The organism is Pseudomonas fluorescens (assembly GCF_041354075.1).
Classification (GTDB): domain Bacteria; phylum Pseudomonadota; class Gammaproteobacteria; order Pseudomonadales; family Pseudomonadaceae; genus Aquipseudomonas; species Aquipseudomonas fluorescens_CE.
This window is the reverse complement of the sequence record NZ_JARZGC010000013.1, coordinates 117,236-139,348: the sequence shown is the minus strand read 5'-3', so window position 1 is coordinate 139,348 and position 22,113 is coordinate 117,236. Positions and strand designations below refer to the sequence as shown.

Annotated in this window: 19 protein-coding genes; 10 read left to right on the top strand and 9 right to left on the bottom strand. The window is 62.6% G+C overall.

The features are described 5' to 3' along the window. The first annotated feature begins 15 nt into the window (after positions 1 to 15). Positions 16 to 939, top strand: coding sequence for a helix-turn-helix domain-containing protein (locus QIW53_RS17950; protein WP_371050948.1), 924 nt, complete (start codon positions 16 to 18; stop codon positions 937 to 939). A 1-nt stretch (position 940) separates the two neighbouring features. On the opposite strand, the gene QIW53_RS17945 is transcribed toward QIW53_RS17950, so the two are convergent. Further along, positions 941 to 1,612: a GntR family transcriptional regulator gene (locus QIW53_RS17945; RefSeq protein ID WP_371050946.1), complete on the bottom strand. Its 672-nt coding sequence runs from the start codon at positions 1,610 to 1,612 to the stop codon at positions 941 to 943. Positions 1,613 to 1,681: 69 nt separating this feature from the next. Continuing rightward, entirely contained in the window at positions 1,682 to 2,416 is a 735-nt protein-coding gene (locus tag QIW53_RS17940; RefSeq protein WP_371050945.1) for an SDR family NAD(P)-dependent oxidoreductase, read from the bottom strand. 230 nt (positions 2,417 to 2,646) lie between these two features. Here QIW53_RS17940 and QIW53_RS17935 point away from each other — a divergent pair, with 230 nt between their 5' ends. The 3 genes from QIW53_RS17935 to QIW53_RS17925 are packed head-to-tail and all read left to right on the top strand — an operon-like array spanning position 2,647 to position 6,122. Then, complete coding sequence (locus QIW53_RS17935; RefSeq protein ID WP_371050944.1) at positions 2,647 to 3,678, top strand: ABC transporter substrate-binding protein; 1,032 nt, start codon at positions 2,647 to 2,649, stop codon at positions 3,676 to 3,678. Between the two features lie 57 nt (positions 3,679 to 3,735). Next, positions 3,736 to 4,803, top strand: a complete 1,068-nt coding sequence (locus tag QIW53_RS17930) for a phosphotransferase (RefSeq protein ID WP_371050943.1) — start codon at positions 3,736 to 3,738, stop codon at positions 4,801 to 4,803. Continuing rightward, complete coding sequence (locus QIW53_RS17925) at positions 4,800 to 6,122, top strand: aspartate aminotransferase family protein (protein WP_371050942.1); 1,323 nt, start codon at positions 4,800 to 4,802, stop codon at positions 6,120 to 6,122. The genes QIW53_RS17930 and QIW53_RS17925 overlap by 4 nt, the downstream gene beginning before the upstream one ends. A 53-nt stretch (positions 6,123 to 6,175) precedes the next feature. Here QIW53_RS17925 and QIW53_RS17920 read toward each other — a convergent pair whose 3' ends face one another. From QIW53_RS17920 to QIW53_RS17890, 7 genes are all read right to left on the bottom strand, one after another. Beyond that, the gene (locus tag QIW53_RS17920) at positions 6,176 to 6,931 is read right to left on the bottom strand and encodes an ABC transporter ATP-binding protein (RefSeq protein ID WP_371050940.1); all 756 of its coding nucleotides are present in this window, start codon (positions 6,929 to 6,931) and stop codon (positions 6,176 to 6,178) included. Then, on the bottom strand, positions 6,925 to 7,995 hold the full coding sequence (locus tag QIW53_RS17915) for a FecCD family ABC transporter permease (protein WP_371050939.1): 1,071 nt from the start codon (positions 7,993 to 7,995) through the stop codon (positions 6,925 to 6,927). Before QIW53_RS17915 ends, QIW53_RS17920 begins: the two co-directional genes overlap by 7 nt. Further along, positions 7,992 to 9,161 (bottom strand): ABC transporter substrate-binding protein, encoded by a 1,170-nt coding sequence (locus QIW53_RS17910; protein WP_371050938.1) that lies wholly within the window; start codon positions 9,159 to 9,161, stop codon positions 7,992 to 7,994. The genes QIW53_RS17915 and QIW53_RS17910 overlap by 4 nt, the downstream gene beginning before the upstream one ends. 20 nt (positions 9,162 to 9,181) lie before the next feature. Then, positions 9,182 to 11,557, bottom strand: coding sequence for a TonB-dependent siderophore receptor (locus QIW53_RS17905; protein ID WP_371050937.1), 2,376 nt, complete (start codon positions 11,555 to 11,557; stop codon positions 9,182 to 9,184). Between the two features lie 100 nt (positions 11,558 to 11,657). Further along, complete coding sequence (locus QIW53_RS17900) at positions 11,658 to 12,635, bottom strand: FecR domain-containing protein (RefSeq protein WP_371050936.1); 978 nt, start codon at positions 12,633 to 12,635, stop codon at positions 11,658 to 11,660. Then, positions 12,636 to 13,148, bottom strand: a complete 513-nt coding sequence (locus tag QIW53_RS17895) for a sigma-70 family RNA polymerase sigma factor (protein WP_371050935.1) — start codon at positions 13,146 to 13,148, stop codon at positions 12,636 to 12,638. 72 nt (positions 13,149 to 13,220) lie between these two features. Continuing rightward, positions 13,221 to 14,447, bottom strand: a complete 1,227-nt coding sequence (locus QIW53_RS17890; protein ID WP_371050934.1) for an MFS transporter — start codon at positions 14,445 to 14,447, stop codon at positions 13,221 to 13,223. A gap of 208 nt (positions 14,448 to 14,655) precedes the next feature. On the opposite strand from QIW53_RS17890, the gene QIW53_RS17885 reads away from it, so the two are divergent. From QIW53_RS17885 to QIW53_RS17860, 6 genes are all read left to right on the top strand, one after another. Next, positions 14,656 to 16,878: a TonB-dependent receptor gene (locus tag QIW53_RS17885; protein WP_371050933.1), complete on the top strand. Its 2,223-nt coding sequence runs from the start codon at positions 14,656 to 14,658 to the stop codon at positions 16,876 to 16,878. A gap of 188 nt (positions 16,879 to 17,066) precedes the next feature. Next, the gene (locus QIW53_RS17880; protein WP_371050932.1) at positions 17,067 to 17,960 is read left to right on the top strand and encodes an amidohydrolase family protein; all 894 of its coding nucleotides are present in this window, start codon (positions 17,067 to 17,069) and stop codon (positions 17,958 to 17,960) included. Between the two features lie 35 nt (positions 17,961 to 17,995). After that, a complete protein-coding gene (locus tag QIW53_RS17875) occupies positions 17,996 to 18,961 on the top strand; it encodes an alpha/beta hydrolase (protein ID WP_371050930.1) in 966 nt (321 codons plus the stop codon). A gap of 125 nt (positions 18,962 to 19,086) precedes the next feature. After that, positions 19,087 to 20,082 carry a GlxA family transcriptional regulator gene (locus QIW53_RS17870; protein WP_371050928.1) on the top strand — a complete coding sequence of 332 codons (996 nt, stop codon included), beginning with the start codon at positions 19,087 to 19,089 and terminating at the stop codon, positions 20,080 to 20,082. A gap of 345 nt (positions 20,083 to 20,427) precedes the next feature. After that, positions 20,428 to 21,117: an ABC transporter permease gene (locus tag QIW53_RS17865; protein WP_371050927.1), complete on the top strand. Its 690-nt coding sequence runs from the start codon at positions 20,428 to 20,430 to the stop codon at positions 21,115 to 21,117. Further along, positions 21,114 to 22,112 (top strand): ABC transporter ATP-binding protein, encoded by a 999-nt coding sequence (locus QIW53_RS17860; protein ID WP_371050926.1) that lies wholly within the window; start codon positions 21,114 to 21,116, stop codon positions 22,110 to 22,112. The genes QIW53_RS17865 and QIW53_RS17860 overlap by 4 nt, the downstream gene beginning before the upstream one ends. Position 22,113: the final 1 nt, after the last annotated feature.

Genomic DNA, 22,113 nt, shown 5'->3' with positions numbered 1-22,113 from the left:
CCCAGAGAAGTCTCGATGCCGCTCCTTCGCTATAAACTCGAAAAATACAGTTCATCCGGATTGCTGCTCTCGTCGGCAGACCGCAACTGGAAGGGCCTGCTGGCCGAAGTGCGCAGCCATAGCGACGGTGTTATCGCCAAAAACACCCGCCAACCGACCACCGAATTGGTACTCGATGCCCGGGGCGACAGCGGCTCGGTGGTGACTCGCAAGGCCTATGATGTCGTCGAGCAGACGCCGACCCGGCGCGGGATGGCGTGGATCTGCCCCAAAGGCATTCAGGAAGACCTGGTCCTGCTCTCGGCGCGCATGCCCGATCTGTTGCACGTGCACCTGGGGGCCGAGCATTTTTCTGCCGAGGCGCTGGGTGAATGTTTCGATGGCAGCGAGTATTTGACGATGCGCTTTGAGCGCGGTTTTGAAGACGATCTGATCGCCAGTATCGGCAATGCCATCCTCATGGAGATGCAGCATTCGACGCCGTCGGGGAAGTTGCTGGTCGAGTCGCTGGCGTGCAGCGCCGCCGCCCGGCTCATTCAGCGATTTACCAGTGCCACGCCGGCTCGCCTGGCATCACTGGAGCGTGTGCCCAATCCAGGGGTCAAACGCATTCGCCAAGTGATGGATTACATCGAGGACAACATCGAGGCGAACATCAGCCTCGACGACCTGGCTGCCGTGGCGTATCTCAGCCGCTTTCATTTCGCCCGTTCTTTCAAGGCTGTCACCGGCAAGACGCCGCAGCGCTACGTCAACGAGCGGCGTATGGAGCGCGCGAGGTACCTGCTCACCTATAGCGCTCATTCTGTCGCCGAGGTGGCGATGATCCTGAGTTTTTCTTCCCAGGCGACCTTCAGCCGGGCTTTCCGCCAGCACACGGGAAGGACGCCAAACGAGTTCGCACGGCAGTCACGGGCCAGACGCCCGACCATTCGTTGAGTCAGACGCTCTGTTCGATGTACTCGAGCATCTTCTGGTTACCATCGAGGATGTCGCAGCAGATCGCCTTGCGCGCCGCCGCGCCGTCGCGCCGTTTCAGGGCATCGAGCACTTCCCAGTGATGGTCGATGGCCATCCGCTCGTTGAAGTTGCCATAGGCCCGCGCGATCAGCGGGCCGGTGCGCATCCACAGGCTGTCCAGCAGACCTGCCAACACGGGCATGCCGGCGATGGTGGTCAGCGCGTAGTGAAATTCCTGATTGCACTTGAGCGCGGCCTGCAAGTCCTGGGCGTTGATGGCGGCGATGTTGCGTTCGATGCAGTCTTGCAGGTCCTCGATCTGGCTGTCGGTGACCCTCGCTGCGGCGGTTTCTGCCGCCAGACCCTCGAGGGCCAACCGGATGCTGCGGATCTCGCCGTACTGCGCGGCCGAGAGGATCGGCACGCGGATGTCGCGCGGGGTCTTGAGGATCAACGCCTGTTCCTTCGCCAGCTGCAGGATCGCATCGCGTACCGGCGTGACGCTGGTGCCCAGTTGTTCCGCCAGGTCGCGGATGCGCAACCGGTCGTCGGGCTGGAAACGTCCCGTGATCAGGGCCTCGCGCAGCAGCTCATAGATGCCGCTGCCCAGGTAGGAATGCTTGAGGGTCTGAATGGGGTAGGGGTTGCTCATTGGTCGCTCGTCTACGGCGGATGCCCGGCCCGAATGATGGGAGTTTCCGGCCGGGATTTCCAGACTATTTCAAACGTGCTGGCCTCCGTTGACATGGATTTCCGAGCCATTGATATAGGACGCGCCGCGGGTGCACAGAAAATGCACCAGGGACGCGACTTCTTCGGGCTTTCCAAGGCGATGCATGGGGATTTGCTGGTCGACGATCAGCTCCGTCCCGGCCGACAGGATCGAGGTCTCGATTTCCCCCGGCGCAATTGCATTGACCCGCACTCCGTGGGGACCGAAGTCGTGCGCCATCTCTCGGGTCAACGCGGCCAGCGCCGCTTTCGAACAGGCATAGGCGACACCGGCGAAGGGGTGGACCCGGGAACCGGCAATCGAGGTGACGTTGATCACTGAACCTTGCGCCGCCTTGAGTTCATCGAACAGCCCCTGGGCCAGCAGCGCCGTGGAAAACAGGTTGACGTTGAAGACGCTGAGCCAGGTGGCGTAGTCGGACTCCAGCACGCCCAGTCGCGCGCCGGCCTCGCCCTTGGGTGAAATGCCTGCGTTGTTGACCAGCGCATCCAGACGCCCGCCGAGTTTTTTGCGGATGGCCGGGAGGCTGCGGCGGACCTCGTCGATGTCTTCCAGGTCCAGGTGGATGTGGTTCAGCAGCCCCTCCGCCCAGGGGCAGCCTTCGGTCCAGTCGTGTCGGGACGCGGTGAAGACGCGCCAGCCGGCGGCGTTGAAGTGCTTCACCGTGGCATGGCCGATGCCGCGGCTCGCACCTGTGAGGAGGAGGGTTCGTTGTTCGGACATGAGAGGCGCTCCTGAGGTGGGATGGCAGAGGATCAGACTATAACAATAAAAATTATGATGCATCATATTGCAAATATGATACTAATGAGCCGCGCCTCGGGATCGACGCCCGACGCCGGCCACCAGGTGCATGACACCCGGCGCCGACAGAAACACTGCTGCCAAAAACAAAAAACCACCTGCCATCCCTTAAAGCTGCCGCCAACGCACGTAGCGAATCGGAGAGACGCATGAACCGGAAAATTGCAGCTGTACTGATGCTCGGAGCCCTTGCCGGCCCGCTGAGCGCCGCCGAAAAACTCACCGTGGTGTCTTTCGGCGGCAACAACCGCCAGGCCCAGGAAAAAGCGTTCTACAAACCCTTTACCGCGCAGAAGAATGTCGCGATCACCGCCGACGACTACAACGGCGAAATGGCCAAGATCAGGGTCATGGCCGACACCGGCAAAACCAGTTGGGACGTGGTTGAAGTGGAGACCCCCGAACTGCTGCGCGGTTGCAGCGAAGGCCTGTTCGAGCCACTGGACTGGTCCCGGATCGGCAAGAAAGAAGATTTCATTCCAGCGTCCGTCAGCGATTGCGGCGTCGGCATCTTCATCTGGTCTAGCGTATTGACCTACGACCCGAAAAAACTCGCCAGCGCGCCGCAAGGCTGGGCGGATTTCTGGGACGTGAAGAAATACCCCGGCAAACGCGGCCTGCGTCGCGGCGCCAAGTTCACCCTGGAGTTTGCCCTGCTGGCCGATGGCGTCGCCAAGGAAGACGTCTACACCTTGCTCGGCACCGAGGAGGGCGTTCAGCGGGCCTTCCGCAAGCTGGACCAGATCAAGCCCGATATCCAGTGGTGGGAGTCCGGCGCGCAGCCGTTGCAGTGGCTGGCGGCGGGTGACGTGGTGATGACCTCGGCCTATAACGGGCGTGTCACCTCGGCGCAGTCAGAGGGCCAGTCGTTCGAAATGCAGTGGAATGGCAGCCTGTACGACCTGGATCACTGGGCGATCGTCAAGGGCTCACCGAAAAAGGCGCTGGCGGAAAACTTCATCGCGTTCGCCAGTGCGCCGGTTCAGCAAAAGAATTTCGTCGAGGCCATTCCCTATGGGCCGAGCAACACGAAAACCATGGCGCTGGTCGATGACACAGTGGGCAGGAAGCTGCCGACCTCACCGGACAACCTGAAAAACGCACGGGCCACGGACGCCGAATTCTGGATCGATCACGGTGAAGACCTGGAAGAGCGCTTCATCGCTTGGGCCAACAAGTAATGCAAGGGGCCTGTGCCGGCGTGCGCAGGCCCCAGTCACCGAGGCGAGGAACCATGAATGCCGCTTGAGAATGTATTTGCCGAAGCCTGTCTGCTGGAGGCGGCACCTGCCCGGGTCAGCGAGGCGCAGGTCCTTGAAGTCCTCCTGCAGCACTACGCGATCAGCGGGAAACTTGAGAGGCTGGGCGGCGAGCGCGACCTGAATTTCCGGGTCATCCTCGTGGACGGTTCGTCCCGTCTATTCAAGCTTTCCCATCCGCTGGAAAACCCGGATGTCGTCGATTTTCATAACCAGGCCATGCGTCAGATCGAGCGTCACGATCCCGCACTGCCCGTGCAACGTGTCTATCCGTCGCTGAGTGGCGGGTTCGTCGAATCGGTCGAGATCGAGGGCCAACGCATGCTGGTACGCTTGCTGTCGTTCGTCGACGGCCTGCCGCTGCACCGCGTCGCCTGCACCTGCGAGGCGTTCCGGCAGAACCTGGGGCAAGCACTGGCCCGTTTCGATCTGGCCTTGAGCGGCTTCAGCCATCCGGCTGCCGGGCATGTGCTGCTGTGGGACATGCAGCATGCACAACGCCTCAGGCCGTTGCTCGACTACATCGAGCCGGGGTTGCGTCGCGACAGGGTTGAACTCAGCCTGGACCGGTTTGAAGAGCAGGTGCTGGCGAGCGCCCCCACGCTGCGCCAGCAGGTGATTCATAACGACATGAATCCGCACAACATCATTGTCGACCCCGAGCACCCGGATGTCCTGCGCAACATCCTGGATTTTGGTGACATGGTCCGGGCGCCGCTGGTCAACGAAGTCGCGGTGGCGGCCTCTTACCAATTGGGTGTGTCGGGTGATGTCCTGGCCCCGGCACTGGACATGATCCGCGCCTATCACCGGGTCAACCCGCTGCTGGGCGAAGAACTTGAACTGCTGCCGGTGTTGATCTCGACGCGCCTGGCGTTGTCGCTGTGCATCAATTTCTGGCGGGCGGACCTGCACCCGGATAACCGCGCGTACATTTTGCGCAATGCCCACCGCGCCCAGGAAAGCCTGGCAGGCCTGTCCTTGGTATCCCCGGCGCATATCCACGACCGAATACTGGCCGCTTGCACTCAGGAGGTTGGCGCATGAGCATGATCAACGGTTTCACGGCGGGGGATGCCGATCGTCTTTCAGACACGGAAAAACGCCTCATCGAACGCCGGGCGCGCCTGCTCGGGCCGGCTTACCGACTGTTTTACGAGCGACCGTTGCACACGGTGCGCGGCGAAGGTGTGTGGCTGTACGACGAACAGGGTCGCCGTTATCTCGATGCCTACAACAACGTGGCGTCCGTGGGGCATTGCCATCCACGGGTGGTCGAGGCGATGACCCGGCAAGCCGCGCAATTGAACACCCATACCCGTTACCTGCAGGAAGGCGTGCTGGATTACGCCGAACAGCTGCTGGGCACCTTTCCCGAGGACCTCGAGCGGGTCATGTTCACCTGCACAGGCAGCGAAGCCAACGACCTGGCATTGCGCATCGCCAAACAGTTCACCGGCGGCACCGGCGTGATCATCACCCGGTTCGCCTACCACGGCGTCACGGGCGATATCGCCGAGTTGTCACCGTCCCTGGGCCCGAGCATGATCCTGCCGCCGCACGTGCGCACGGTCCGTGCGCCCGATGTCTATCGGCTGGGGCAGGGGGCTGTCGCCTCGACTTTCGCCGCCGATGTGCGAGCGGCGATCGAAGACTTGCGCGCGCACGGCATTCGTCCGGCCGCGATCCTGCTCGATGGCATCTTCGCCAGCGACGGTGTCCTGGCGGACCCTGCCGGGTGCATTGCCGAGGGGATTGCGCTGGCCCAGGCCGAGGGGCTGTTGTACATCGCCGATGAAGTCCAGTCCGGTTTCGCCCGCACCGGCCTGAACCTGTGGGGCTTCGAGCGCCACAACGTGCGCCCCGACATCGTTACCCTGGGCAAGCCGATGGGCAACGGCCAGCCCATTGCCGGCCTCGTCGGGCGGGCCGAGGTGGTCGATCATTTCGGCAAGAACATGCGCTATTTCAACACCTTCGGCGGCAACCCGGTGTCCTGCGCGGCAGGCCATGCGGTGTTGAACGTCATCCGTGACGAGCAGCTGCAACAGCGCTCGCACACCTTGGGTGAGTACCTGCTGACAGGGTTTCGCCGGTTGGCCGAGTGTTACCCGATCATTGGTGATGTACGGGGTGCCGGGCTGTTCCTGGGGGTCGAACTGGTGACCGATCGCACCATAAAAAGCCCTGCCGCCGCCCAGACCCGCAAAGTGGTCAATGCCATGCGCGAGCAGGGTGTGCTGATCAGCGCCGCCGGGCCGCTGGAGAACGTGCTGAAAATTCGCCCGCTGCTGGCGTTCCAACAGGAACACGCGGACTTGTTGCTGGAGGTGGTGGGGCATGCGCTGGACAGCGTCGAACCCTGAGCCTCGTTATTGCCGCCCTTGTCAGGCGGCAATCGGCCTCAGGCCTGCACCGTTCACACAATTTCGTCGATCAGGATGTGGTGCTGCCCACGGCTGCAACGTTCGATGCGCGCCTCGACCTTGTACACCTCGCGCAGCATTCGTTCATTGATCACTTCATGGCTCGGGCCACTCGCCTGGGCGGTGCCGTCTGCGATGACCAATACCTGGTCGGCGAAGCGCAAGGCCTGGTTCAGGTCATGGATGGCAATGAACACAATCACCTGGCGTTCGCGCGCCAGGTTGCGCATGAAGTTCAGCACCTGGACCTGGCGGTGCATGTCCAGGGCGCTGGTGGGTTCGTCCATCAGCAGCACGTCGGGTTCGCGCACCAAGGTCTGGGCGATCGAGACCAGCTGTTGCTGGCCGCCGCTGAGTTCACCCAGGTTGCGGAACGACAACGCGGTGATGCCGAGGGCCTCCAGGATGTCGTCGACCCGCTTCAGCTCATCGTCTTCAACGGCCCAGCCCGGGGCCAGTTGCTTGCGCGCCAGCAGCACCGATTCGTACACCGTCAGCCGGGCACTGGCGTTCAGGCCCTGGGGCATGTAGCTGATGCCTTGCGGGCCTTTTTGCGCGCCTTGCAGGATCACCTGGCCGGGGCCGTGGATCAGCCCTGCCATGCGTTTGAAGAGGGTGGATTTGCCAGCGGCATTGGGACCGACCACGGCCACCACTTCGCCGCCGACAAAGGCGGCCGTGCTGACATCGCTGATGATGGTGCGCTGACCGTAGCCGGCGCCGAGTGCCTCCAGCTGGATCGTTACCATGAGTTTTTCTTCCCGCTGAGAATCAAGGAAATGAAGAACGGCACGCCGATCAACGACGTGACTACGCCTATGGGGAAAATCGCGCCCGGGATCAGGGTCTTGCTGACCACCGAACTGGCGGACAGGATCAACGCACCGGTCAGCAACGAAGCGGGGAGGAAGAAGCGCTGATCCTCGCCGATCAGCATCCGCGCGATGTGCGGGCCCACCAACCCGATAAAACCGATGGTGCCGACGAACGCCACCGGGAAGGACGCCAGCAGGCTGACCATGATCAGCGTCTGGAAGCGCAGGCTGCGCACATTGATGCCGAAGCTGGCGGCCTTGTCATCGCCCATGCGCAAGGCGGTGAGGGCCCAGGCCCGTTTGGCGAAAATCGGCAGGGTGACCAGGATCACCAGGCAGATGATCCCCAGCTTGGGCCAGGTGGCTTTCGTCAGGCTGCCCATGGTCCAGAACACCACAGCCGCCACGGCCTGCTCGGTGGCAAAAAATTGCACCAGGGCCAGCAAGGCGTTGAACGTGAACACCAGGGCGATGCCGAGCAGGACGATGGTTTCGGCGGTGACGCCACGGCGCATGCTCAAGAAATGGATGAGCAAGGCGGACAGCATGGCCATGATGAACGCGTTGACCGGCACCATGTAGTGTGCCGCCAGCGGAAACAGGGCGACGCCGAACGCCAGCCCCATGGCCGCACCGAAACTCGCTGCGGCGGAAATGCCCAGGGTGAAAGGGCTGGCCAGCGGGTTGTTGAGGATGGTCTGCATCTGCGCGCCGGCCAGGGACAACGCCGCACCCACCGCCACCGCCATCAAGGCCACGGGCAGGCGGATATCCCACATCACCACCCGTACCTGCGCCTCGGCGCTGTCCGGTGCAAACAGCGCACCCAGCACCTGGCCAAGGCTGTAGCGGGCCGGTCCCAGCGCCAGGTCGAGCAGGACGCTGCACGTCAACAGCAACGCGAGTGCCGCGAGGATCAGGCGTTTGCGCACCACCAGGCGCCGGTAGGTGTCACGCTGGAGGCGTATGGCATCGGTCACCGAATTCACTGCGCTCATGGCTTGGCCTCGGCTTCGCGCAGACTCACGGAGTAACCCGGCTCGTAGGGCACCGGCAGGAATCGCTCATGCAGCTCGCGGAAGGCGGCTTGCGGATCGAGGTCGGCAAACAGCGTCGGATGAAACCATTTGGCCAGTTGCTGGATCGCCGCGAACTGATACGGGCTGTTGTAGAACTGGTGCCAGATGGCGTGGAAGGCCTGACTCTGCTGCGCCTTGATCCCGGCGTAGGCCGGGCGCTGGGTGTACCACGCGAGCTTGCGTCGGGCCTGCGCCATGTCCGCGCCCGGGCCGACGCCGACCCAATGGCCGCCCGGAGCAAAGGCCTCCCAGTTGGCGCTGGTGATCACCACCTGGTCCGGATTGGCGACGATCACCTGTTCGGCATTCAACTGACCGAAGGTAGTGGGGATGATGTCCTTGGCGATGTTGTTGCCGCCGGCCATTTCGACGAAGCGGCCGAAGTTTTCATTGCCGAAGCTCAGGCAGCAATCGTCGGTGTAGCCACCGATGCGCTCGATGAACACGTTGGGGCGGGCAGGGTGCTGCGCGGCAATCACGTCGGTGACCCGTCGGATCTGCTCGTTGCGAAACGCGATGAAGTCCTCGGCACGTTGCTCTTTGCCGAACAACTGGCCGAACAGGCGCATGGTCGGTTCGGTGTTCTGCATGGGGTTGTTGCGGAAATCGACGTACACTACCGGGATGCCCAGGGCGTCGAGCTTCTCGATGTAGCGCGCATCTTCGGTGGCGTGCTGTGCCTCGATGTTGAGGACGATCACGTCGGGGCGCTGGGAGATCGCCTGCTCGATGTCGAAGGTGCCGTCCTCGAAACCGCCGAACGTGGGGATTTTCGCGATGTCGGGAAACGCGCGCAGGTAGGCGTTATAGGTGTCGGGGTCGGACTGGATCAGGTCCTTGCGCCAGCCCACGATGCGCTCGATGGGGTTCTGCGTGTCCAGCGCCGCCACCAGGTACAACTGGCGACCTTCCCCCAGAATCACCCGCTTGACCGGCAGGTGCACCTTGACCGTGCGTCCGAGCAAATCGGTGACGCTACTGAGCGGTGCATGCGCCTCGGAGGCCGATGACGGTAACGAAACCCCCAGCAATCCAGCAAACAACAGCGCGGCCAGAGCGTGGCTGCGTCGAGCAATGGTGAGCATGATCAAGGCCTTTGCATGTGTCAGAAATCGACCGTGGCCGACAGGAGAAGGGTGCGTGGCGAGCCCTGGGAGAACGCCCCATAGGAGGCGACTCCCGACCAGTACTCGCGGTCGAACACGTTCTGCACCGTGGCGCGAAACGTGGTGGGTCGTTGCGCAATGTGCGTGGTGTACCGGGCGCCGACGTCGAAGCGGGTCCAGTCATCCAGTTGCTGGGTGTTGGCCTGGTTGACGTACTGGCGGCCGGTAAAGATCGCGCCGCTGGTCAGCGTCAGCCCCTCGACCGACGGCGTGTCCCACTCGGCCCAGAGATTGGCTTGAACCTCGGGTACGCCCACGGGCGTGTTGCCACGATTGGCGGCGACACCGGTTTTGGTCAGTTGCGCGTCCAGCAGCGTGACGCCACCGAGCAGACGCGTGCGCTGGGCGACTTCCCCGGACATGCTCAACTCCAGGCCCCGGTTGCGCTGTTCGCCCTGGACCGCAAACACCCCCGATGACAATTCGCCGCTGGGCTTGCTGATCTGAAACAGGGCGAGGGTCGACAGGAAGCTGCCGTGGTCGAACTTGACCCCGACCTCCTGTTGCCGGGACACATAGGGCGCGAAGACCTGGCCGGCATTGGTGGCGGTGCTGGGCGCGACGTCGCCCTTGCTCAGCCCTTCGATGTAGTTGTAGTAGAACGACACATGGTCCCAAGGCTTGAAGACCACGCCGTAGAGCGGCGTGGTCTTGCCATCGTCGTAGGAAGCGGTCACCGCGCCGGCCGCGTTGTAGTTGCTGGACTGGATGTTCTGCTGGCGCAGGCCCAAGGTCAGTTGCAGGCGCTGGTCGAACATCGACAGGGTGTCGGCCAGGGCGATGCCGGACAGCTCGGTGGCGGACACTTTTGGCGTTGCAGGTTCGGCAATGGACGGTTTGGGGCGGTCGACGGGGTGGTAGATATTCGACAGCACCGCTGGCCCGGAGAGGATGCCGCGCGACAGCTCATCGCGGTAACGGGTCACTTGCACGGCGGTGCTGTGGCTGATCGGCCCCGTGTCGAAGCGCCAGCGGGCACCGGCATCCACCGTGTAGCGCTGGACTTCGAATTTGTAGTAACCGGGGATCGACGAGGTGTCGCCGGCGGCGTTGACGATGGTCGGTGTCTGGTCGGACAGGCGTGAAACCGACGATTTTCCGCCGCCGGCGTGGGCGAACAGGGTCAGGTTGTCGGTGAGGTCGTATTCGCCGCTGAGCAATGCCGACTTGTCGCGGGTCCGGGACCAGCCCCAATCCTGACTGACGTTGGTGCGGCCATTGGCGGCAGACGGAATGTCCACGCCCGGTGCGATCAGGAAGGGCCGGGAGGCGGCGTCGAACGTTTCCTCCTGGCTGACCAGGTCCAGGGTCGTGCGCAGGCGCTCTCCCTGGTAATCCAGGGACAACGCACCAACGCCGACTTCCCGGGATTGATCGTCGATCACGGTGTCGCCTTGCTGCACGCTGCCGTTGAGGCGCACACCGAAGCGGCGTTCTTCACCGAAGCGCCGACTGAGGTCCAGGTGGCCGCCAAGCTGTGCGTCCTGGGCGTAACTGGCGGTAAACCGGGTCAGGTCTTCGTCCAGGGAGCGCTTGGGGACGACGTTGATCACACCACCCACGGCATTGTTCGGCGACATGCCGTACAACAGCGCGCCCGGGCCCTTGACCACTTCGATGCGCTCGGCGTATTCGGTGAACACCCGGTAGTTCGACGCTACGCCGTACACGCCGTCGAAGGCCAGTTCGCCGAGATTGCCTTCACCGACCGGAAAACCCCGGATGAAAAACGAATCGACGATGCCGCCGGTCTGCCCGGTGGAGCGCACCGAGGAGTCGCGCTCCAGCAGGTCGCCCACGGTTGTCGCCTGTTGATCCTTGATCAGCGCGGCGGTGTAGGTGCTGATGCTGAACGGCGCATCCATCACATCGGTGTTGCCCAACAGTCCGAGGCGCCCACCGACAGCCACCTGGCCGCCGGCATACACCGGCGGCAGGCTGTCGCTGCGTTGATCGAGGCCATCGACCGTCGTCGGGTCCAGGGTGATCCGGCGTGCCACCAGCGTGTAACTGCCGTCGGTGCGCAGGACCATGTCCAGGCCACTGCCGGCCAACAGGCGCGTGACAGCCTCCCGGGTCGAACAGGTCCCGGTCAATCCTGGGCTCATCAGCCCTTCGGTGAGGGACGGCTCGAACGACAGGGCGATCCCGGCGTCCACGGCGAAGCTCGACAGCGTGGCGCCGAGCGGTCCGGGAGCGATGTTGTAGGCATGGACCACGACTGAATCCAGTTGCCCCGGCACGGCTGCCAGAGCCGGCGGGCAGGCAGCGCTGATCAGGGTCAGGCTGAGCAGCACGTGGCGAATGACAGGCATGAATGGGCGACTCTAGGGGCGAAAGGGAATGGGGTTTCTTTCATTGCCAGCCGAGATCCGGAAAAGTATCAGCGGCCGGCAGGTATTTTTTCAGTGGGCTTCAGGCGGGGGACAAGGTGACCCAATAGCCGCTGAGGTGACCGGTGGCCAGCACCGGGTAGGTCTGTACCAGCATGTTCAAGGTGCGCTGGGTATCACTGATCGGAAAGGCGCCGGAGATCCGCAGGTCGGCAATCGCCGGGTCGCAGCGCACAAAGCCCCGACGATAGCGGGCCAGTTCAGCGACGAAGTCCGCCAGGCGCATCTTGTCCGCCATGAGCATGCCCTGGGTCCAGGCGCCGGCATGGGGATTCGCCTGGGTCAGCGAACCATAGGACTGGGCGGAGAACTCGGTGCTTTGCCCGGCGTTGACGATCAGCGGTGCGGTTTGGCTGTTCTCGGCCAGCACCACTTTCACCGCGCCTACCAGCACGGCCAGGTGAGTGAGCGGGCTCAGTTCGCGGACGATGAAGCGCGTGCCCAACGCCTGCATGTGGCCCTGGCGGGTACTGACCAGGAAGGGCCGGGACAGGGGAAAGTTGTCTGCGGCGGTCTGCACCAGTATCTCGCCCTCGCGCAGGCGGATCAGCCGCTGCTGGCTGTCGAACAGCACATCGACGGCGCTGTCGGTGTTCAGGGTGATGCGCGAGCCGTCGGCCAGGGTCAGTTCCCGCCGCTCGCCGACGGCGGTGCGATAGTCCGCCGACCATTGTTGCGACTGCGCCAGTTTCCAGCTGCCCCAGCCCGCCGGCATCAATGCCAGCAGCAACGCCAGTTTGCCCAGTGCTGCTCGCCGTTCGGGACTGTTCGGGCGGTCCAGCGCCGACATCGCCAGGGACGGCGGCAAGCCCCCCAGCTTGCTCTGCAACAGTTGCGCGCGAGCCCAGGCGCGACCACGCTCGGGGCTGCTGACCTTCCACAGTTCCCATTCGGCCCGCTCGTGGTCACTCAGGTCGTTTTCGCTCAGGCGCATCAGCCACTCGGCGGCTTCTTCGAGCACTTCGGCGGCCAGCGGCGGTTCCTTGCGCAGGGAGAGCATTCATTCCACCAGCATCAGGCACTGGACGAATGCCTGTTTCATGTAGCGCTTGACCGTGATCAGCGACACGTCCAGTTGGTCGGCGATGTCCTGGTACTTGAGGCCGTTGATCTGCGATAGCAGAAACGCGCGCTTGACCAGGGGCGGCAGGGCATCGAGCATCGCGTCGATTTCGTGCAGGGTCTCCAGCACCACGAAATGCGCTTCGGGTGACGGTACCTCTTGCAGCGGCAGGAGGGCGAGGGCGTCAAGGTAGGCGCGTTCCAGGGCCTTGCGCTGGTACCAGTTGACCAGGATGCCCTTGGCCACGCAGCTCAGGTAGGCCCGTGGCTGCTCGATCACCGTCACCTGCGAGGCAAGGATGCGGGTGAAGGTGTCCTGCGCCAGGTCTGCGGCATCCATGGCGTTGCCCAGCTTGCGTTTGAGCATCCCGTACAGCCAGCCGTGATGACCGCTGTACAGGGCTTCAATCGCGCGCAGGTGGGAGTGGTTCGCGGGAAGGGTTTCGCTCATGGCCGCAGGCTGACTTGTAATTGAGAAGTATTCCCAATGCTAGATGACTCGATGCCGGGAAAGCAAGTGCCATCATCGGCCGCCCGCAGGCGGGGAGAAGTGACGCACTGCGATCATCGGCAGCAACGCCATCGCGTACGCCAGGCAGACGAACAGGTAGGTGTACTGCAAGCCGTAGACCTGACTGAGCACGCCGCCGATGCAGATGCCGGCAATCGAGGCGAACTGCGAAGTGCTCTGGGCTATGCCCAGCACGTAGCCCTGTTGCGAGCCATCGGCGGTTTTCGAGATCAGGGCCGTCAGCACCGGCGTCGTCGCGCCCAGCAGCATGCCCCAGACGAAATAGGCCATGACAAAAACACCGGCGTGGCGGGTCACGCCGGCCAGGGCGGTCAGGGCGATGCACGCGATCACGACGTAGCGGATGCGCAGCAGCGCCTCCTGCACAGTGCGGTGCTCGAAGTAACGCGACCAGGTGGTGGCGCAGAGGATGAAACCCAGTGCCAGCAAGCCGTAACACAGGCCGACCAGCGAGTGGCTGGCCGCGAAGGTCGAGCTCACGTACAGCGCGAACGAGGTCTGGGGCAGCATCCGCGCCAGCAGCAGAAGTCCCATGACCAGCAGCAGCGGCAGCAGCGGTGAATGGCGCCAGGCCCTAGCCAAGTCCTGCGCTGCAGCATCGGAAGTCACTGATGCGGTTTTCTTCACCGGCGCAACGTCCGGCAATGTCAGCGCAGCGATGACCGTGCAGAGGGCGCACAACGCCGAAGCGCTGAGGTTGATCCAGAAGAAGGTCGCGTAATCGAGTATCAGGCCGCCGACGACTGCGCCCAGCAAGGAGCCGACGTTGGTCGATATTTGCAGGATCGCAAACAGCCGCGCCCGCCGGCTCGGTGCCTCGATGCTGACGCCATAGGCCTGGGCTGGCGCGATGTAGCCGGCAAAGGCGCCTTGCAGAAAACGCAGCACCAGGATCACCCAGATGTCGCTGGCAAAGGCCAGACCGAGCTGGGTCAGGGACAGGCCGGCGAGGGCGCGGATCATCATCAGCTTGTGGCCGTATCGATCACCGATGCGCCCCCAGAAGGCACTGGTCAGCAGGATGCCCAGCATCGGTCCGACGTACACGGCGATGCTGGCGAAGCTGAAAAACGACGCCGAGTCCGTCAGCCCACGCAGGTGCACCGGCCAGAACGGCCCGCTCATTTCCATCGCGCCCATGGAGATCAACTGGATCGCGAACAGCAGATAAATCAGGACTCTGACGCTCGATCCCGGAAGGGCGCCTGCGTGGGGCATGGGACAACCTCGGTAGTCGAATGGAGGCGCGCAGCCGCCAGGGAGCATGACATCCGCCGGCCGAACGGCGTGCATTTGACCCGGCTGCGGCGAATGCCGCAACCGGAAACACGCGACTGAAAAAAATCAAAAGGAGGGTGATACTTTTTTCGCTGATGGCTGGCATCAGGAGTGATTCCCATTTCCCACGTTCAAGGAACCTCTCGTCATGCCTGTTGCCAGTCGACCTTGCGGTGAGCGCGCATTAACACTCGCCATCCGCACCGCCATGCTGAATGTTGTACTGGTGGCTGGGGCCACCAGCGCCTGGGCTGCTACCCCCGAGCAAACGCAGAAGGCTGAAGATCATTCGGCGGGTGCCTCGACCGGCACACCGAACCTGACTCTGGACACCACCAACATCAACGCCCGATACGCCGGGCCGACCGCGTTGCCGGCGGAGTTCGCCGGAGGTCAGGTGGCCCGTGGTGCGCGACTGGGCATGCTGGGCAACAAGGATGTGATGGACACACCCTTCAGCGTGACCAGCTACACCGCCAAAACCATGGCCGACCTGCAGACGGTGACCGTGGCCGATGCCCTGCAGCGTGATCCTTCGGTGCGTTCCACCGGGCAAACCGGCGGCATCGTCGACTCGTTTTTCATCCGTGGTTTTGCCATCGGTGAAGGCAACCTCGGCGAACTGGCCTACGACGGCGTGTATGGCGTGGCCCCCAACTACCGGGCCTTCACCGAATACACCGAGCGTGTCGAAGTGCTCAAGGGGCCGGGTGCCCTGATGTACGGCCTCTCGCCCAACAGCGGTGTCGGCGGCGTGATCAACATCGTGCCCAAACGGCCCCTGGCCGAAGACCTGACCCGCTTCACCGCCAGCTACCAGTCCGATTCCCAGGTCGGCGGCCATCTGGACATCAGTCGCCGGTTTGGCAGCGAGAACCAGTTTGGCGTGCGCTTCAATGGCAGTCTGCAGGGTGGCGATACCGCCGTGGACGATCAGAATCGCACGGTGGATATCGGCGCCATTGCCCTGGATTACCAAGGTGAGCGCCTGCGCCTGAACCTCGATTTCATCAGCCAGAAGGAAAACTTCGAGGGCGCGTCGCGCCCGTTCACCATTGCGCCGGGGGTCGAGGTGCCTTCCGCCGCCAACGGTCGCACAAACGTTTCCCAGGACTGGGGCTGGTCCGACACCAAGGAGCAGTCGGCCTTGCTCGGCGGCGAGTATGACCTCAACGATTCCCTGACCGTATTCGCCCACGCCGGTGGTGGCAAGTCGGATGTGAAGCGGTTGTCCGACCAGGTGCCGCGCCTCCTCAACGACGCGGGCGACACCAGCAACCTCCCGGGTTACTACAAATTCAACGTCGACCGCTCGACCGCCGATGTCGGCCTGCGCGCGCTGTTCGCCACCGGGCCGGTGACCCATACCACCACGCTGATGGCGACCCGTTATCAGGATGAACTGTCCCGGGGCATCACCAACGGCACGGACATCCGGTCCAATATCTACCACCCGGTGGATGTGCCCAAGCAATACCTCGCCGCGCCCAAGGTGTTGCGCATTTCCGAATCGGAGCTCAGCGGCGTGGCGCTCACCGACACCCTGGGCATGCTCGATGATCGCCTCCAGCTGACCCTGGGCGTGCGCCGCCAGGACATCGAATCGCGCAACTATGCGGCGAATGGCTCGGTCAGTTCCCGTTATGACGACAGTGCCACGACCCCCTTGGTCGGCGTGGTGGTCAAACCCTGGGAAGACGTTTCGCTCTACTACAACTATGTCGAGGGCTTGAGCAAAGGCGACATCGCGCCGGGCACGGCGGCCAACGCCGGCGAAACCTTCGCGCCGTACGAGTCCAAGCAGCACGAGATCGGCGTCAAGTATGAACACGGCACGTTCATGACCACCCTGGCCTTGTTCCAGATTGAAAAACCCAGCGGCGAGATCGGCGCCGGCAATGTGTTCTCGGTGCAGGCCGAGCAGCGCAACCGTGGTGTCGAACTCAGCGTATTCGGCGAAGTCGCCAAGGGCACGCGCCTGATGGGCGGCGTGACCTTCCTCGACGGCGAGCTGACGGACTCGGCCACCGCCGCCAACCGTGGCAATAAACCGGTCGGCGTCCCCGACATCCAGGCCAACCTCTGGGCCGAGTACGACACCCCTTGGCTGGAAGGCTTCACCCTCACGGGTGGCGCGATCTACACCGACAGCCAGTACGTCAACCAGGCCAACACCCAGGAACTGGACGCCTGGACCCGCATCGATGCCGGCGCCCGCTACGCCACCAAGATCGACGGTCGCCCAACGACCTTCCGCGCCACCGTGCAGAACGTCTTTGACCGTGAGTATTGGTCAGGTGTTGCCTCGTATGGGGCGTTTTCCCAAGGGTATCCACGTACGCTGCAACTGTCGGCGACGGTGGATTTTTGAGTCCGCTGACGTCGGCCAACGGTCAGGCAGGGTTCCCTGCCTGACCCGTTCAGCGACAGCGTAAATTCCGCACGCCATCACCCAAGCGACGCACATGGCGAGATTTTGATACTAGACGTCGAGTCGGCGAGAGCCACCAAGCGCTGACGACGATTATTGTTTTCCCACAAAAGCGGGAAACAATCATCATGCTGCCTTCGACTGAAAGAATTGATAGCCACGTCCACTTTTACACTTCGGATGATCTTCATCGGGTGGCGGGTTTGCTGCCCTATGACTTACCTGCACCGCATCCACTGACGGCTTATCTGGATAAACTCATCGATGCCGGTATTGCTCCGACGGTCATTAACAATGTCCATCTGAGTATTCTGCCGGATTCGGAAAATGTGTTTGCTTCCTTTAACGAGCTCAAACAACTTCAGGCCGCCAATCCTCTGCGCTATGGCAACGTGAAGTTGGTGGGGACGATCAAGGCGGACCCTGTTTACGCCACCCTGGAACGGCTTTCGCATCCCCAGGTCATCGGTGCCCGAATCGTTCTGCACGATGCCCGGCCTGAAACGGTCACCCCCGATGACTTCAGCGGCGAGCAGTGGTTGGCGCTGTATGGCCGCTTGCAGCCGCATCAGCATCTGCACCTCTATGCCAAGGAAGCCGAGACCAACCTGCGCGTCTTGCGCCAGGTCCCGGACGACGTGCGGGTGGTCATCGATCACCTGGGCAGTTGCCACGCCGAACGCGGACCGGCCGAAGCGGCGTACGTTGCATTGCTCGCCGAAGCGAAAAGACGCGGCAACGTGTGGTTCAAGGGGCCGGGCTATCGCACCTCGGCGCAACCCGAGGAAACCGCGCGTTTCGTCCTGCAGATCGTGCTGGCCGTCGGTGCCGGGAAAGTGCTTCTGGAAGCCACCGACGCACCTCATGTGGGGACCGATAACAACGGTTCGCCGTATGCCAGTCAATTCGATTCAAACAAGACTTTCAGTTTTGTTGATGCTGTTGCACGTCATGTTTCCAGTGAAACCCGAATGCCGGTTGACCAACTTCTTCGCGGAGCCTTTGGCCAACTGGTTAGTTGATCTACGCCCACGCTTTAACTTCGAGATATCAAGCGATGACAAACATTACTACAAAAGAAATCGACTTCGCCGTGAAGTACGCGGACCAGACCCTGAACTTGAAAGGGACGGTATTCAGTCCGCAAGACGTCGACGCTTCGCTGCCGCCGGTGGTCTTCAACTCCGGTTTCACCGGTGGGGTGTCGATGTACGGTCAACTGTTCGGACGTGCCCTGGCCGCTCGCGGTTATCGCGTCATGACCTACGACGTGGCGGGCTTTTTCACCAACAAACACATCCGCAACACGATCAAGTCTGGTGACCAGCTGATTACCAATGTGTCGCTTGAAGACCAGAAAGACGAAGTGCTCGGTGCCGTGCAATGGGCGCGTGATCATTTTGGTCAGATGCCGGTGGTGGCGTCCTGGGCCATGGGTTCGGTGGCAAGCCTCGGTGCCGTGGCTGAGCTGGCGGCGGCCGGTGGCGAGCAGATCCGTTTCTGGGTGCCGATGAGCTACACCAATATTCGCAAGCTGCAGGGCCTGCGTGCCGACCAGGCGGCGGCGGATGCAGCGATCCTGCAACTGGCCGACGACGCGGCGATCCCGCCATTCGACACCGGCACCGCAGCGACCCGGGTGGGTTACTACCCGCTGGACCCGGACACACAGGCCTATGTCGACCAGCAACTGGGAGGTTACACCGAAGCCGGGGGCGCCGACCGGTGGCCGGGCTGCACCCACGTGACGGCCAAGTCGTACAAGTCCTACGTGGCGTATGACCCGGCCCAGGCCATCGAAGGGGCGAGCGGGTTCCCGCCTGCGCTGATTATCCACGGCGCCGACAACACCCTGCACATGCCGTCCGAGTCCGAGCATCTGCACCGCCAGTACCCGGGCGACGCAGGCCCGAGCGCGCTGATCATCGCCAACATGCAACATGGTCAGCAGAACCAGGTCGACAGCCCGGTGTTCGCGACGATCATCCAGAGCATCGACGAAGCGATCCGCGCCCGCAGCTGATTTCTGCGCAGAAAACCTGTGAGGCCTCGCAATGAGGTCTCGCACGGCTCGCGCCTTTGTTTCGTTCATCTGGCTCAAAGCCGGCCCAGGCCCTAACATGGCTGTTCCATGACAAGGATCTGGCGATGACCGGCCCCAGTGAACCTGCACCCTCCGTGAACAGCCAGACCACCAAGCGCATCGGTCTGCTCATTCTTCCCCAGTTTTCGATGATGGCCCTGGCCGGTGCCAGCGAGCCCTTGCGCGCGGCCAATCGCCTGTCCGGCAAAACGCTGTACGAATGGACCGTTCTCACCGAATCGGGCGGGCCTGTCAGCTCCAGCAGCGGGTTCGAGATCCAGACCCTGCCAATTGATGACGCCCCCGATTTTGATCGGGTGTTCGTGTTGGCAAGCCTGGACATCGAACACCAGAAACCGCCGAAGATGCTGCGCTTTCTGCAGCGCGCGGCGGCACGCGGGAAAACCGTCGGGGCGCTGAGCACCGGCACGTTTATCCTGGCCCGTGCCGGGTTGCTGGAAGGCAAGCGTTGCACGCTGCACTGGGAGTCCATCGGTCAATTCTCGGAAGAATTTCCCACGATCGAGGTGACCCGCGAGCTGTACGTCAACCATGAAAATCGTTGGACCTGTGCCGGCGGCACGGCGGCCATCGACCTGATGCTGGCGCAGATCGCCCTCGATTTCGGCAATCCGCTGGCTGCCAGCATTGCCGAACAGTTCCTCCATGCGCGGATCAGGGCGCCGGAAGAACATCAGCGGATGTCGATCCAGTGGCGGTTCGGTATTCATGACAAACGCCTAACGGCCGCAATTGCCTTCATGGAGAACAACCTGGAGAACATTGTCGGCATCGAGGAAATCGCCGACCGCTGCAATCTGTCCCATCGTCAGCTGGAGCGCCTTTGGCACCAGCACTTCGGCATGACGCCCAAGCGGTTCTACCTGGAACTGCGGCTCAACGAAGCGCGGCGTCTGCTGCGTGAAAGCACCCAACCCATTGCGTCCATTGCCTACAGCTGCGGGTTTGTCTCGGCCTCTCACCTGGGCGCCGCCTACCGTCGGGTCTGGGGGTGCACGCCGGGAGAGGAGCGGCGGAAATTTGATGATGCGCACTCCTGAATCCCGTTCATGTACGCGTTGAACAATGAACGACCGTTCCTTGAAATCCCGATGAATCAGTCCTCGCCGGCAAACCACATAGCTAGCTAATGACTTGGCCGGCCAATGGCTGTGGGCCAGGCGCGGCTGCTGGGTGGGCGGCCTGACATTTTCCTTGGCGGTACACCTCCTTCAGATTGTTCCGAGCACTGACAGGCTTCGTGACGTCGATTTTTTGATAGAAATCGTCGCACTCGAAGCGCAGGCTCAAGGTGGGAGCGCGGTAATGTTTCCTACAGAAACGGCGCCCACTTCCAGATGCGCAGCCGACAAAAACAACAATGACGTACAGAAGGCCTTACAACCATGGAAACCTTGAGTTTCATTCTGGAAAACGGCGGGCTCATCAGCCTGCTACTCGGCCAGCACCTGCTCATCGTCGCGGTGGCGGTGGGCCTGGCGATCCTGACCGGCGTGCCTGTAGGGATCGCGATCTCCCAGCACCCCAGGACGCGTCGTTGGGTGCTGGCGTTCGCCGCCGTGCTGATGACCATTCCTTCTGCGGCGCTGTTCGGCCTGATGATCCCGGCCCTGTCCCTGATCGGCTACGGGATCGGCGTGGTGCCAGCGGTCATTGCGCTGTTTCTCTATTCCCAGTTGCCGATCATCCGCAACACCACGACCGCGATCTCCAACATCGATCCTGCGCTGCGCGAGGCGGCCATCGGCATGGGCATGTCGACCTGGCAACGGTTATGGAAGGTTGAGCTCCCCATCGCGGTGCCGCTGATCATGGCAGGTGTCCGGATGGCCACCGTGATCAACATCGGCATCGCTGCCATCGCCGCCTACATCGGTGCAGGTGGCCTGGGCAGCCTGATCATTCGCGGCATCGCCCAGTCCGATACCCGGCAGCTGCTGGCCGGCGCAATCATCATCAGCATCATCGCAATCGCGGCCGATTATGCGCTGTACGCCCTGCAGCGCATCCTGACTCCAAAAGGCCTGAACAAGAACAAAGTGGCCAATGGCCGAATGAAGGAAGCGACGACGTGATCCAGATCGAAAACCTCAACAAGCAATTTGGCTCAATCACCGCTGTGGAAGATGTCTCGTTCAACGTTGAAGAGGGACAGATCTGCGTACTGCTCGGGCCCTCGGGCTGCGGCAAGACCACAACGCTGAAAATGATCAACCGCCTGATCACGCCCACGTCCGGCACCATCCGCATCGGCGGGCGCGATACGTCCGAACTGGACAGCGTCACCCTCAAGCGTTCCATCGGCTACGTGATCCAGCAGGTCGGTCTGTTCCCGAACATGACCGTGGAAGAAAACATCTGCGTGGTGCCCAACCTGCTGGGCTGGGACAAGACCAAAAGCCGCAAGCGCGCTGCCGAGTTGCTGGAAGTCGTCGCACTCGACCCGTCCCGCTTCCTGCAACGCTACCCCTGCGAGCTCTCCGGTGGTCAGCAGCAACGCGTCGGTGTGGCCCGTGCCTTGGCCGCAGACCCACCCGTGATGTTGATGGATGAGCCGTTCGGTGCAATCGACCCGATCAACCGCGACGTGATCCAGGACGAGTTCATGCGCATCCAGCGCCAGGTCGGCAAGACGGTGCTGTTTGTCAGCCACGACATCGACGAAGCGGTCAAGATGGCGGACTGCGTGGCGCTGTTCCATAACGGCAAGATCGAGCAGTTCGGCACGCCGGACGATCTCCTGGCCCGGCCGACGAGCGAGTTCGTGGCCAACTTCATGGGCAGCGACCGGATCATGAAGCGCCTGTACCTGCTGAGCGCCGCTGACATCGCCAGCAAGATAGCGCCACGGGAGCAGATGCAGATCGTCGGCGGCAACAGCGGCATCGCCACGCAGTCGCCGCTGATCGTGAAACCCACCGATGACCTGCGCCAGGTGCTGTCTCAACTGCTGGGCCGTGGTCAGGACTGGGCGATCTGCAACGACCCTGACGGGCGCTTTATTGGCTATGTTCACCAGGCCGACATCCTGGCGCGACTCGTTGAAAACATGACGCCGGTGGTGCATTGAT